Source organism: Herbaspirillum rhizosphaerae, from assembly GCF_046025915.1.
GTDB lineage: Bacteria > Pseudomonadota > Gammaproteobacteria > Burkholderiales > Burkholderiaceae_D > Herbaspirillum > Herbaspirillum rhizosphaerae_A.
The window spans coordinates 111,410-124,785 of record NZ_JAQQFR010000012.1 but is presented as its reverse complement, the minus strand read 5'-3'; the positions used below and the strand labels follow the sequence as shown (position 1 = coordinate 124,785).

Here is a 13,376-nt window from a genome sequence, read left to right as displayed (position 1 = left end):
GGCTAACTTGAGTCACTCAGGTTGGAAAGCGAGTATTAACAAAGTTGCAGGCGTTGCCTGCTTCTGTGTTGATGTTGGCTTGAAGTGGTAAAAAGTTGTTTTATTTGAAACTAAGTTGAATCGCGAATCCGTTCGCCAAAGGGTGTTTGGGCCGGCAGCTTCATGTGAAGCAGTGTTTTTTGAAGCACTACGCTGGCTTAAATGACCGAATGGATTCCAGACCTAACCCTGGAGAAATTTATGTCCGTAACTATGCGCGAAATGCTGGAAGCAGGTGTCCACTTCGGTCACCAAACACGCTTCTGGAACCCAAAGATGGCCCCGTTTATCTTCGGTCATCGCAACAAGATTCATATCGTTAACCTGGAAAAGACCCTGGGCATGTATCAGGAAGCGCTGAAGTACGTGCGCCAACTGTCGTCCAATCGCGGCACTATCCTGTTTGTCGGTACCAAGCGTCAAGCACGTGAAATCGTTGCAGCAGAAGCGCAACGTGCAGGCGTTCCTTACGTCGATCAACGTTGGTTGGGCGGCATGATGACCAACTTCAAGACCATCAAGACATCGATCAAGCGTCTGAAGGACATGGAAGCGGCAATCGCTGACGGTTCCAACGAAAAGCTGAGCAAGAAAGAAGCTCTGCTGTTCAGCCGTGAACAAGAAAAGCTGCAAAAGGCAATCGGCGGTATCAAGGATATGGGCGGCATTCCTGACGCTATTTTCGTGATCGACGTCGGCTACCACAAGGGCGCCATCACTGAAGCCGCCAAGCTGGGTATCCCTGTTATCGGCGTGGTTGATACCAACCACTCCCCAGAAGGCGTGACTTACATCATTCCTGGTAACGATGACTCCGCAAAGGCGATCGCTCTGTACGCTCGCGGTGTTGCTGACGCCATCCTCGAAGGCCGTGCAAACGCAGTGAACGAAGTTGTTGAAGCCGTCAAAAACGGTGGCGACGAATTCGTTGAAGTGAACGAGCAGGCTTAATTTGCCTGTGACGCCCGTCGCCGCTTCAGCGGCGGGCGATAAGAAAAGGGGTAACAGCGAGAGTAAGCGCAGTTCGCCCCTTTTTTTTGAGTAAATTGATCGAATTTTTGACGTGGCGTCTCTGATGGCGGCATGTCTACTTAGTTAGGAGAAATATATGGCGGCAATTACCGCAGCATTGGTAGGCGAACTGCGCGCGAAGACCGACGCGCCGATGATGGAATGCAAGAAGGCGCTGACTGAAGCCGAAGGCGACATGGTTCGTGCTGAAGAAATCCTGCGCGTCAAGCTGGGCAGCAAGGCATCCAAGGCTTCTTCCCGCATCACTTCGGAAGGCGTTGTCGCAACTTACATCGCTGGCGGCATTGGTGCCCTGGTGGAAATCAACTGTGAAACCGACTTTGTTACCAAGAACGATGAATTCATCGCTCTGGCTAACGCCGTCGCCAAAGTGATCGCAGAAAAGAATCCTGCCGATCTGGCCGCATTGGCTGCACTGCCGCTGGGCGAAAAGACAGTTGAAGAAACACGTACCGAGCTGATCGGTCGTATCGGCGAAAACATGTCTATCCGTCGCTTCCAGCGTTTCGAAACAACCGGTAAGCTGGTTTCCTACCTGCACGGCACACGTATCGGTGTTGTGGTGGAATTCGACGGCGCCGACGAGCAAGTTGGCAAAGACGTCGCAATGCACATCGCTGCGATGAAGCCGGTCGCGCTGTCGTCGGATCAGGTTCCTGCTGATCTGATCGAAAAAGAGCGTTCGGTTGCGTCGCTGAAGGCTGCTGAGTCCGGTAAGCCTGCTGATATCGTCGCCAAGATGGTTGACGGTTCGGTGCAAAAGTACCTGAAGGAAGTATCGCTGTTCAATCAGTCTTTCGTGAAAAACGACAAGCAAACTGTTGAGCAAATGCTGAAGGCGGCTAACACCAGCGTCAAATCGTTCAGCATGTTTGTGGTTGGTGAAGGCATCGAGAAGAAACAAGATGACTTCGCAGCCGAGGTGGCAGCCCAGGTTGCTGCCGCCAAGCAAGCGCAGTAATAAGTAAGGAAGCGGGCCGAGAGGCCCGTTTTTTTAAGCCTCTTGGTTTTCAAGAGGCGGCGGGACTGGCAAGATATTCCTGTTTCGGCAGGCATTTCAAAATGTAAGCAAGTCCCCGGCAGTAGAGTACAGCAGCATACAATGACGTCCTCGCCTGTATCGAGCAACACTTTCGCGTGCCACTTCTGCGGCAAGCATAGCAAGCACAAGCAGGCAGCAAGCAGGACGGACAGAAACAGTTAATCGGATAGCAAACGGAGCCCAGCACATGACGACACCAGCCTATAAGCGCGTACTCCTCAAACTTTCCGGCGAAGCCCTGATGGGCGACGACGCCTACGGTATCAATCGCGCCACTATTGAGCGCATGGTTGCCGACGTGGCCGAGATCAGCCAGTTGGGGGTCGAGTTGGCCATCGTCATCGGCGGCGGCAATATCTTTCGCGGCGTAGCCCCAGGTGCGCAGGGTATGGACCGCGCCACAGCCGACTATATGGGCATGCTGGCAACAGTAATGAACTCTCTCGCACTGGCGGACGCAATGCGTCAGGCCGGTCTGACTGCGCGCGTCATGTCGGCAATCGGCATTGAGCAAGTTGTCGAACCCTACGTACGCCCGAAAGCCTTGCAATACCTGGAAGAGGGCAAAATCGTGGTGTTTGCCGCCGGGACAGGTAATCCTTTCTTTACGACCGATACCGCAGCGGCATTGCGCGGCTCGGAAATCGGCGCCCAAATCGTTCTTAAGGCGACCAAGGTGGATGGCGTTTATACTGCCGACCCAAAGAAGGATCCTTCGGCGACACGTTATAGCACCATCACGTTTGACGAAGCAATTGCCAAACATTTGCAGGTCATGGACGCAACTGCATTCGCGTTGTGTCGCGATCAGAAGCTGCCGATCAAGGTGTTCTCCATCGTCAAGCCGGGTGCGCTTAAGCGGGTCGTGCTAGGTGAAGACGAAGGCACCCTGGTTCACGTGTAAATAATTACGTTTTTCGAATACTGTAAGATAGTTTTAGATGATAGGAGAGTAGCATGACCATCGCTGACGTTAAGAAGAGTACCGAACAAAAAATGACCAAGTCGATCGAGTCGCTGCGCGCCGATCTGGCCAAAGTGCGTACTGGTCGCGCCCACACCGGTATCCTGGATCACGTCCAGGTCGACTACTACGGGTCGCCGACGCAATTGTCGCAAGTCGCCAATCTGACGCTGATCGATGCGCGTACCATCGGTGTGCAACCGTACGAAAAGAAAATGCTTGCAGCCGTTGAAAAGGCGATTCGTGAAGCCGATCTGGGCCTGAACCCTGCCACGCAAGGCGAGTTGATCCGTGTACCGACCCCGCCGCTCACCGAAGAGCGCCGCAAGGAAATGGTCAAGCTGGTCAAGGGCGAAGCAGAAGATACGAAGATTTCGATCCGCAACATTCGTCGCGATGCGAACGAAGGTCTGAAGAAGCTGGTCAAGGACAAGGTTTGCTCCGAAGATGATGAGCGCCGCGGTCAGGAAGACATCCAGAAGCTGACTGACAAGTTTGTCGCTGAAGTCGACAAGCTGGTCGCAGAAAAAGAAAAAGAAGTGCTGACGGTGTAAGCAAAGCCCTTGTTAGCGGCTTATGCAACGACTTATGCGATGATGTCGGTCTTGGTTTCAAACCAAGGCCGATTTCGCGTTTATCTGGATTTTTACACTGTATGACTTATAAGAGCTCAACCCAGGCTGTGCCGCAAGTTTCTGCGGTGCCGCGTCACGTTGCCATCATTATGGATGGCAATGGGCGTTGGGCGACCAAACGTTTTTTGCCGCGCGTAGCAGGGCATGTGAAAGGTGTCGATGCCGTACGCACGATTGTTGAGGCATGCTCTCAGCGTGGTGTGGAATATCTGACGCTGTTTGCATTCAGCTCTGAAAACTGGCGTCGTCCTGCAGACGAAGTGTCTTTGCTGATGCGTTTGTTCATGACGGCGCTGGAGCGCGAAGTCAGCAAAATGCACGCAAATAATATCCGCTTGCGTGTGGTGGGCGACCTCGGTCGTTTCGATGCCAAATTGCAGGACATGGTCGCCAAAGCCGAGGCGCAAACCGCCGGTAATACGCGACTGACACTGACAATTTGTGCCAATTACGGCGGTCGATGGGACATCATGCAGGCTGTTGGCAAGATGCTCAAAGAGCAGCCCGGCGCCACAGATTTTTCTGAAGAGCAATTAACTCCCCATTTGGCGATGGCTTACGCCCCCGAACCGGATTTGTTCATCCGTACCGGCGGCGAAGAGCGTATTTCCAATTTTCTGCTATGGCAACTGGCCTATAGCGAATTGTATTTTACTGAGACCTATTGGCCCGATTTCGATGGGGCGGAGCTGGACAAGGCGATCGACTCGTATCGTCAGCGCGAACGGCGTTTCGGTCGCACCAGCGAGCAATTGGTCGAGCAGAAAAAGGCTTCCTGATGCTAAAAACGCGTGTCATCACAGCGTTGGTTCTCCTGGCAATTTTGTTGCCGATTCTCTTTTTGAATAATTTCTTTGCGTTTGCTGCGGTGACGCTGGCGTTTTTCGCGGCTGGTACCTGGGAAGGCCTGCGCTTGTTCCGTCTGTCGCGACCACGTCTGTGGGCCGGCTTTTGGGCTGTCGCCTACGCAATCATCGTGTTCGTAAGCGGTTTACCGAGCGTGCGCAGCTTGTTCGGCTTGTGCGTGGCGTTGTGGGTAATTCGCTTTGTACCCGCGTTGAAGCTTGGATTGCCGGCGCTGGGAACGCCAAGCAATCGCCTGCTCAGTGTGACCTATACGTTGTCGCTGATGGGTTGCTTTATTGCGATCGTTTCCCTGTTTCAACATTCTCCACTGTACTTGCTTTCTGTGATGGCAATCGTCTGGGTCGCAGATATCGGGGCTTATTTCGCAGGAAAAGGTTTTGGCCGCCACAAGCTGGCACCATCGATTTCTCCCGGCAAGTCGTGGGAGGGCGCAGTCGGCGGCTGGCTTGCAGTTCTGGTGATTGCGGCGGCCATCGTGATGTATTTCGACGGTGAAACGTTTTCAGGCCGTCTGTACGGCCGTTTCGGCTGGCCCGGCTTCATTCTTGTGATGACTTTGCTGGTTGCGGCGAGTGTTGTCGGAGATCTGTTCGAGTCGCAGTTGAAGCGCCGCGCTGGTTTCAAGGACAGCAGCAACTTGTTGCCGGGGCACGGCGGCGTATTGGATAGGATTGATGCGTTGATCCCGGTTCTGCCGCTGGCAGCGCTGATCGATCTCTGGTTGTAGGAATTTCATGCAGGCAATTACTGTTCTCGGCTCTACCGGTTCCATCGGCGTTTCCACGTTGGATGTCATAGCGCGTCACCCTGATCGTTACCAAGTGTTTGCCTTGACGGCCCATTCGCGAGTCGATGAGCTCGCGGAGCAGTGCGTCCGTTTTCGCCCCAAGCTGGCGGTTGTCGGTACGGCGCAGGCTGCCCAAGCTCTGCAGCAAAAGCTCAAATCCAGCCAATTGCGCATTGAAGTCATGTATGGCGCGCAAGCGCTGTGTGACGTTGCAAGTGCGGACGAGTGCGATATCGTCATGGCGGCAATCGTCGGCGCGGCAGGTTTGGCGTCTACGCTGGCTGCAGCGCGCACCGGCAAGAAAATTCTGTTGGCCAACAAAGAGGCCCTGGTCATGTCCGGCCAACTGCTGATTGATGCCGTGGCGCAGCATAAGGCGACCTTGCTGCCTATCGATAGTGAGCACAACGCCATTTTTCAATGTTTGCCGCACGATTATCGCCGTTCGCTGCCTGATGCCGGGATCGCCAAGATTCTTCTGACCGCATCGGGGGGGCCGTTTCTCAAGCGGGATGTCAGTACATTGGACAGCGTAACGCCGGAAGAGGCCGTGGCGCATCCGAAGTGGGTCATGGGTCGGAAGATTTCGGTGGACTCTGCCACCATGATGAACAAGGGCCTGGAAGTCATTGAGGCGCACTGGCTGTTTGGTGCGCCGGCTGACAAGATTGAAGTCATGATTCATCCGCAAAGCGTGATTCATTCGATGGTTTCCTACATCGATGGTTCGGTGCTGGCTCAACTTGGCAATCCAGACATGCGTACGCCCATCGCCAATGCGCTTGCCTATCCGGAACGGATCGAATCCGGGGTTGCTCAGCTGGACCTTGCTCAGATCGGGCAGTTATTTTTCGAGCGTCCGGATTTTGGGCGTTTTCCGTGTCTCAAACTGGCGTATGATGCACTGCAAGCCGGGGGCAGCTCGGCGGCAATCCTCAATGCCGCCAATGAAGTTGCTGTCCAGGCATTCCTGAATCAAGAAATCGGATTCCGCATGATTGATCAAGTGATCGCTCGTGTCATGGATAAGCTTCCCCATGGCCCTGTCGCCGATATCGACGCCCTGATCGAGCAAGATCAGCAGGCACGCTCGATTGCGCAATCCTGCCTCTCCTTATGATCATTCTGTCATGAATCTGCTGCACACTCTGCTGGCCTTCGCGGTCGCTCTCGGTACGCTTGTCGTCGTGCATGAATTGGGGCATTACTGGGTGGCGCGCTTGTGCGGCGTCAAGGTTTTGCGCTTCTCGGTCGGTATGGGACGGGTGATCTATTCACGCCGTTTTGGGCGTGATCAGACTGAATGGGCACTGTCGATATTGCCGCTCGGTGGTTACGTCAAGATGCTTGATGCCCGCGAGCAGGATGTCAGCGACATGTCTGCTCAGGATCTCAAGCGCGAATTCACACGCCAGTCGGTCTGGCGTCGTATCGCGATCGTTGCAGCCGGTCCGTTGGCCAATTTCATTCTCGCCATTCTCTTATTCGCCGGCTTGTTCATGCACGGCATCCCTGAGCCGGTTCCTAAACTACGTCCAATGGCGACGCAGACTGCCGCATATCAAGCAGGTCTGCGCGGTGGTGAAACCATCACGGCTATTAACGGCGTCGCTGTTCAGGCATGGTCGGAAGTGCGTTGGGAACTGATGCAGCACGTTCTTGAAAAGACGCCAGCGCGACTGGACGTTGAGCGGATCAACAAGGGAGTAAGCGGCGGAAAGCTGCTGGATTCGGTGAATTTGCCACTTGATAGCATATCAAGCAAGGATCTTGAAAGCGATTTTCTGGCAAAACTGGGCTTGTCCTTGGCACGTCCCCCGGCAATGCTTGGCAAGGTCATGGATGGCCCCGCCATGCAGGCTGGATTGCAAAAGGGCGATCTGATCCTTGATGTCAACGACGTGCCGATCAAAGACGGCCTCGCGCTCGTGGAGCTGGTTCGCGCCTCTCCCGGCAAGCCGTTGTCGCTGCATGGTATACGTGGGCAAAGCGAATTCCGCATTCAGGTCACGCCTGACACCCTGAGCGACAATGGTCAGACGATAGGGCGTATCAAGGTAGAGGTGCCGCTGGCGCCGGAGATGATTGTTGTCAGCGATGCGCCCTGGACGGCGATTGCCAAGGGCGCGCAGAAGACCTGGGATACCAGTGCTATGACGCTGAAGATGATCGGAAAAATGATTGTCGGTCAGGTTTCCTGGAAAAATATTACCGGCCCGATTACCATAGCTGATTATGCCGGACAGACTGCCAAAGTCGGACTGGTCAGCTATCTGAGCTTCATCGCGTTTATCAGCATCAGTCTTGGTGTAATGAACCTGCTGCCCATCCCGGTTTTAGATGGCGGCCATTTGCTGTATTATTCGCTGGAGATTTTGACTGGACGTCCTGTTTCTGAGCGCTTTGGGGAAATTGCTCAACGTGCCGGTCTGGGTATTTTGATGACATTGATGATCGTTGCTGCATTCAACGACATTGTTCGTCTGATGTTTTAAGGATTCGTCCCGAGCCGTCCTGATGGCAAGGATGGCTTTTGACTTTACATATGTTCGACCATCGTAAAAAATGGTCAGCAAAAACATAGTTAATAAACGATAGCTAATGAACTTACATTCCGCGCATTTCCCTGCATCGACCTTTTCCCGTAGCCTGATCGCTGCTGCTGCGCTTGCCCTTTGCAATCAGGCATTCGCCGTCGAGCCGTTCGTGGTCAAGGACATCCGTGTCGAAGGCATTCAGCGTACCGAAGCAGGCACCGTGTTCAGTTACTTGCCGGTGCGAGTAGGCGACACCTTCACTGACGAAAAAGGTACGGCAGCGATCAAGGCACTGTATGCAACCGGCTTCTTCAAGGACGTCCGGGTTGAAGCTGAGGGCGACGTGCTCGTAATCCAGGTGGAAGAGCGTCCGGCGATTGCCAGTGTCGACTTCACGGGTATCAAGGAATTTGACAAAGAACAACTGACCAAGGCGCTGAAGGAAATCGGCGTCGCTGAATCGCGTATTTTTGACAAGTCGCAAGTCGACCGCGCTGAACAGGAACTCAAGCGCCAATATTTGTCGCGCGGTTTGTACGGTGCGAAGGTCACCACGACCATTACACCGGTTGAGCGTAACCGTGTTGCAGTGAGTTTCGCTGTAGATGAGGGCGACGTTTCGCGCATCAAGCAAATCAATATTGTCGGCAACAAGGCATTCTCCGACGGCAATTTGCGTGATCAACTGAAGTTGACAACACCGGGCTGGTTCACTTGGTACACCAAAGCTGACCAATATTCCAAGCAAAAATTGTCTGGCGATATCGAGTCGCTGCGTTCCTATTATCTGGATCGCGGTTATCTGGAAATGCAGATCGAGTCGACGCAAGTTTCCATTACACCAGACAAAAAAGACATCTACATCACCATCAATATCAACGAAGGTGAAAAGTACACGGTCTCCGACATCAAGCTCGATGGCGAAATGTTTGGTATGCAGGCTGACCTGGCCGCGCTGGTTCAGCTGAAAAAAGGTGATGTCTATTCGGGCACCAAGCTCACTGACAGCACCAAGAAGATTAGCGAACGTCTCGGTAATTTCGGCTATGCATTCGCCAACGTCAATGCCAATCCAAACGTCGATCGTGAGAAGAAGGAAGTTGCCTTTACCATCATGATCGACCCGGGCAAGCGCGTGTATGTGCGTCATATCAACATCGCCGGCAATACCAAGACCCGTGACGAAGTTATTCGCCGTGAGTTCCGCCAGTTTGAAGACTCCTGGTATGACGGCGAGAAGATCAAGCTGTCGCGTGATCGTGTCGACCGCCTGGGCTATTTCAAGGAAGTCACCATTGAGACGCCGGAAGTGCCGAACAGCACGGATCAGATCGACGTCAACATGAAAGTGGAAGAAAAGCCGACCGGTAACATCATGATCGGAGCCGGCTTCTCGCAAACTGACAAGCTGAGCCTGACCGGTTCGATTTCGCAGGAAAACGCATTCGGTAGCGGCAACACTGTCGGTATCGAAGTCAACACGAGTTCGCGTTACCGCACGATCGCTGTTTCGCAGACGAATCCGTATTTCACGGATGATGGTATCAGCCGCACTTATGAAGTGTTCCTGCGCACGATTCGTCCATCGGCCTACACCACTGGTGACTATCGAGTGAAAACCATCGGCGGTAGCGTCAAGTTCGGCGTTCCGTTTTCTGAGCTGGATCGCGTTTTCTTTGGCGTCGGTATTGAAAATACCAAGGTCGACACCGATAGTTCTAGCCCGAGCTTGTATCGTCAATACGTACGTGACTTTGGCAGCGGCACCGGCGCAAAGGGATGCGATGTCGTCAATGATGGTACTTGCGGCATTGGTACTGCCACCACGACCAGCTTCCCTCTGACCGCTGCATGGCAACGCGACAGCCGCGACAGCGCATTGGTCCCGACCAAAGGGGTCTATCAGCGTGCCAACCTGGAAGTGTCGGGTGTTGGCACCTTGAAGTATTATCGTGCGACGTATCAGCATCAATATTTCCAACCGTTCTGGAGCAATGCGGCTACGCTGGCCTGGAATGGCGAAGTTGACTACGGTAAGGGCTTTGGTGGCAAGCCGTACCCGATTTTCAAGAATTACTACGCAGGTGGTATCGGCACCGTGCGCGGATATGAAGCGTCCTCTTTGGGTAACCTGAAAGACCAATACGGGGACTCCATGGGTGGTGCATCGCGTCTGATCGCTAACGTAGAGCTGCAATTCCCATTCCCGGGTTCGGGCCAGGATCGTAGTTTACGTTGGTTTACCTTTGTTGACGGCGGTAACGTGTTTGCCGATGGTGAACGTATTAAAATCAATGACTTGCGCTATTCCACTGGTTTCGGTATCAGCTGGATTTCACCAATCGGCCCATTGAAGCTCAGCTACGGTAAGCCGTTGAACGCGAAGACTGGTGATAAAGCGCAAAACTTCCAGTTCCAGTTGGGAACCGGATTCTGATCAGGGAATCAACTGATCAGCCCCATGGCATAATAGAAATCTGTATTACGGAGAATGATCTTGAAGTTTATTACTAAATCATTGATGTCGATCCAAGCTGCGACACTGGCTGTCGGCATGTTGTCGTTTGCCAATGTGCATGCACAAGAATCGAGAATTGCTTTTGTCAGCACGGAACGTATTTTCCGCGAAGCCGTGCCAGCCAAGGCTGCACAGACCAAGCTTGAAGCTGAGTTTGCCAAGCGCGAAAAAGATATTGCTGATATGGCTGCACGCCTTAAGGCGCAATCAGACAAGCTGGACAAGGATGCTGCAGTATTGTCCGAGTCGGAGCGTGTCAAGCGCCAGCGCGATCTGTCCGATATCGACAAGGAATTTCAACGCAAGCAACGCGAATTCCGTGAAGATCTGAATCAGCGTCGCAATGAAGAATTGTCGGTCGTTCTGGAGCGTACCAACAAGGTGATCCGTCAGATCGCTGAGGCTGAAAAATACGATATCGTCTTCCAGGAAGCAGTCTATGCCAGCAAGCGTATCGACATCACCGACAAGGTTCTGAAAGAGCTGGCGAAGTAAGCCTGGTTCAAATCTTCATCATGCTTATCCCAAGCGCGCAGATTGTCCCGAAGAGAAATCGCCAATCTGCGTTGCTTGAGCAGGTAACGCAATAATCTAAGAAGGCCAAGATGGGTATTCGGCTAGAACAGTTGGTCGAACGCTTGGGTGGCCAGCTAAAAGGCGATGCGCAGATTGATGTCAGCGGCATCGCTCCTCTGGATGTGGCGACATCGTCGCATATCACGTTCCTCTCCAATCCCAAGTTTCGATCCCAGGCAGAGCAAACGCAGGCCGCTGCGTTGATTTTGTCTGAAGTGGATGACGCAGCCGTTGCCGGTTATCTGGGCGCACGTATTGTCACCAAAAATCCTTACGCCTATTTCGCCCACGCAGCGCAATTGTTTGCGGCGCAGGCGGCAGTGCCGGTTACTGCCGGCATTCACCGCAGCGCCTGTGTGGATGAAACGGCGCAGGTGGCGGCAAGCGCGACCATCGGCCCACACGTCGTCATTGAGGCCGGTGCCGTTATCGGCGAACGCGCCGTGATTGACGCGGGCAGTTATGTCGGTCGTAATGCGCGTGTCGGTGCTGATACGCATTTCTATGCTCGTGTAACGTTCCATTCCGGCTGTGAAATCGGCGAACGCGGCATTGTGCATTCTGGTGTTGTAATTGGCACAGATGGTTTTGGCTTTGCCAACGAAGGCGGTAATTGGGTCAAGATCCCCCAGGTAGGGCGGGTGGTCATTGGCAACGACGTTGAAATTGGTGCCAATACGACGATAGACCGGGGTGCTTTGTCCGATACGGTGGTGGAAGATGGAGTCAAGCTCGACAACCAGATTCAGATCGCCCACAACTGCCATATTGGTGCGCACACCGCTATTGCGGCCTGTGTCGGTATCGCCGGCAGCGCCAAAATCGGCAAATACTGCTCGATCGGCGGCGCGGCAATGATCCACGGCCATATTACGATTGCTGACAAAGTTCACGTCTCGGCAGGCACGCTGGCACTCCGTTCGATCTTGGAACCAGGGCAATATACCGGCTTTTATCCTATCGCCAAGCACGGCGAATGGGAAAAATCAGCAGCATTGGTGCGCAATCTGGGCACAATGCGTGAGAAAATCCGTGCGTTGGAAAAAACGATTAAATCGCTTACAGAGCCGCTTAATGGGCGAAATACTGAGCAAAATACTGAGCAAAAAAATGACTAGTCTCGACATCAATCAAATCAAAGAATACCTCCCGCACCGTTATCCGCTGTTGTTGGTGGATCGTGTTCTCACATGGGAAAGCGGCAAGGACATCACTGCCATCAAGAATGTGACCGTCAACGAAGAATTTTTTAACGGCCATTTTCCTCACAAGCCTGTGATGCCTGGTGTGTTGATGATCGAGGCGCTGGCGCAGACTGCTGCTTTGTTGTCCTTTTTGACCGAAGGCCGTAAACCTGACGCCAATACCGTTGTGTATTTCGTCGGTATCGACAACGCGCGTTTCAAGCGTCCGGTAGAGCCGGGCGATCAGTTGAAGATGCACGTGGAAATTACCCGCCGTGCCCGTGGCATCTGGAAGTACAAGGCTGTGGCCACAGTTGACGGCCAGGTTGCAGTAGAAGGCGATCTGATGTGCACGATGCGCAACGCCAACGACGCCAGCCAGGCGGGCTAAGCGATGTCGCGTATCCATCCTACTGCCGTCATCGAGTCGGGGGCTCAGCTCGATTCGACGGTCGAGGTCGGCGCTTACTCCGTGATCGGCGCCAACGTTCGCGTCGATGCCGGTACAAAGATCGGTCCGCATGTCGTGATCGAGGGCCATACGACCATTGGCCGTGACAATCAGATCTTTCAGTTCGGCTCTCTTGGCGCTGCACCGCAGGACAAAAAATACGCCGGTGAACCGACCCGCCTGGAAATCGGCGATCGCAACACCATCCGCGAATTCGTCACCTTCAATCTGGGAACCACCCAGGATGCCGGTGTGACCCGTATCGGCGACGACAATTGGATCATGGCCTACGTGCACATCGCCCATGATTGCCAGCTTGGAAGCAACATCATTCTGGCCAACAATGCGACACTCGCCGGTCACGTGCATTTGGGCGATTGGGTGTTCCTTGGCGGATTTACGTCGGTGCATCAGTTCTGCCGTATCGGTGCCCATGCGATGACCGCGTTTACTGCCGCCGTTAGCCAGGATGTTCCACCATTCGTGACGGCTGCAGGCAATCGCGCTGTACCCGCTGGCATCAATAGTGAGGGCTTGAAGCGTCGTGGTTTTACGTCGGAGCAGATCGCCGCGATCAAGCGTGCGTACAAGGCCATCTATCGTTCCAGTCTGCCGTTGGAAGAAGCCAAGCAGGAATTACTGCTGCAAGAAGAAAAATCCTCTGAATCCGCAGCACACATCCGCCTGATGCGTGAATTCATCGCATCGTCCTCTCGTGGCATCATCCGATAAGATGTCGATCGC

Annotated in this window: 13 protein-coding genes; all 13 read left to right on the top strand. The window is 53.7% G+C overall.

Annotated elements, in window-relative coordinates; all coding sequences use genetic code 11:
• Nucleotides 1-240: 240 nt before the first annotated feature.
• The 13 genes from rpsB (at nt 241) to lpxA (ending at nt 13,364) form a co-directional block, all read left to right on the top strand.
• Complete coding sequence (gene rpsB / locus PQR63_RS18425) at nt 241-990, top strand: 30S ribosomal protein S2 (protein ID WP_408169413.1); 750 nt, start codon at nt 241-243, stop codon at nt 988-990.
• Between the two features lie 157 nt (nt 991-1,147).
• Entirely contained in the window at nt 1,148-2,032 is an 885-nt protein-coding gene (tsf, locus tag PQR63_RS18420) for a translation elongation factor Ts (RefSeq protein WP_408169412.1), read from the top strand.
• Between the two features lie 268 nt (nt 2,033-2,300).
• A complete protein-coding gene (pyrH, locus tag PQR63_RS18415) occupies nt 2,301-3,017 on the top strand; it encodes a UMP kinase (RefSeq protein ID WP_050477082.1) in 717 nt (238 codons plus the stop codon).
• Nucleotides 3,018-3,070: 53 nt separating this feature from the next.
• Nucleotides 3,071-3,631, top strand: a complete 561-nt coding sequence (gene frr / locus PQR63_RS18410) for a ribosome recycling factor (protein WP_408169411.1) — start codon at nt 3,071-3,073, stop codon at nt 3,629-3,631.
• A 101-nt stretch (nt 3,632-3,732) separates the two neighbouring features.
• A complete protein-coding gene (gene uppS, locus PQR63_RS18405) occupies nt 3,733-4,491 on the top strand; it encodes a polyprenyl diphosphate synthase (protein WP_408169410.1) in 759 nt (252 codons plus the stop codon).
• Nucleotides 4,491-5,306 carry a phosphatidate cytidylyltransferase gene (locus PQR63_RS18400; protein WP_408169409.1) on the top strand — a complete coding sequence of 272 codons (816 nt, stop codon included), beginning with the start codon at nt 4,491-4,493 and terminating at the stop codon, nt 5,304-5,306. Before uppS ends, PQR63_RS18400 begins: the two co-directional genes overlap by 1 nt.
• 7 nt (nt 5,307-5,313) lie before the next feature.
• Entirely contained in the window at nt 5,314-6,486 is a 1,173-nt protein-coding gene (gene ispC, locus PQR63_RS18395) for a 1-deoxy-D-xylulose-5-phosphate reductoisomerase (RefSeq protein ID WP_408169408.1), read from the top strand.
• 10 nt (nt 6,487-6,496) lie between these two features.
• Nucleotides 6,497-7,861, top strand: coding sequence for an RIP metalloprotease RseP (rseP, locus tag PQR63_RS18390; RefSeq protein WP_408169407.1), 1,365 nt, complete (start codon nt 6,497-6,499; stop codon nt 7,859-7,861).
• Nucleotides 7,862-7,967: 106 nt separating this feature from the next.
• On the top strand, nt 7,968-10,340 hold the full coding sequence (bamA, locus tag PQR63_RS18385) for an outer membrane protein assembly factor BamA (RefSeq protein ID WP_408169406.1): 2,373 nt from the start codon (nt 7,968-7,970) through the stop codon (nt 10,338-10,340).
• Nucleotides 10,341-10,394: 54 nt separating this feature from the next.
• Nucleotides 10,395-10,916: an OmpH/Skp family outer membrane protein gene (locus PQR63_RS18380; protein WP_408169405.1), complete on the top strand. Its 522-nt coding sequence runs from the start codon at nt 10,395-10,397 to the stop codon at nt 10,914-10,916.
• Between the two features lie 110 nt (nt 10,917-11,026).
• Entirely contained in the window at nt 11,027-12,115 is a 1,089-nt protein-coding gene (lpxD, locus tag PQR63_RS18375; RefSeq protein ID WP_408169404.1) for a UDP-3-O-(3-hydroxymyristoyl)glucosamine N-acyltransferase, read from the top strand.
• Nucleotides 12,108-12,572 (top strand): 3-hydroxyacyl-ACP dehydratase FabZ, encoded by a 465-nt coding sequence (gene fabZ / locus PQR63_RS18370; RefSeq protein WP_050477075.1) that lies wholly within the window; start codon nt 12,108-12,110, stop codon nt 12,570-12,572. Before lpxD ends, fabZ begins: the two co-directional genes overlap by 8 nt.
• A 3-nt stretch (nt 12,573-12,575) precedes the next feature.
• Nucleotides 12,576-13,364, top strand: a complete 789-nt coding sequence (gene lpxA / locus PQR63_RS18365; RefSeq protein WP_408169403.1) for an acyl-ACP--UDP-N-acetylglucosamine O-acyltransferase — start codon at nt 12,576-12,578, stop codon at nt 13,362-13,364.
• Nucleotides 13,365-13,376: the final 12 nt, after the last annotated feature.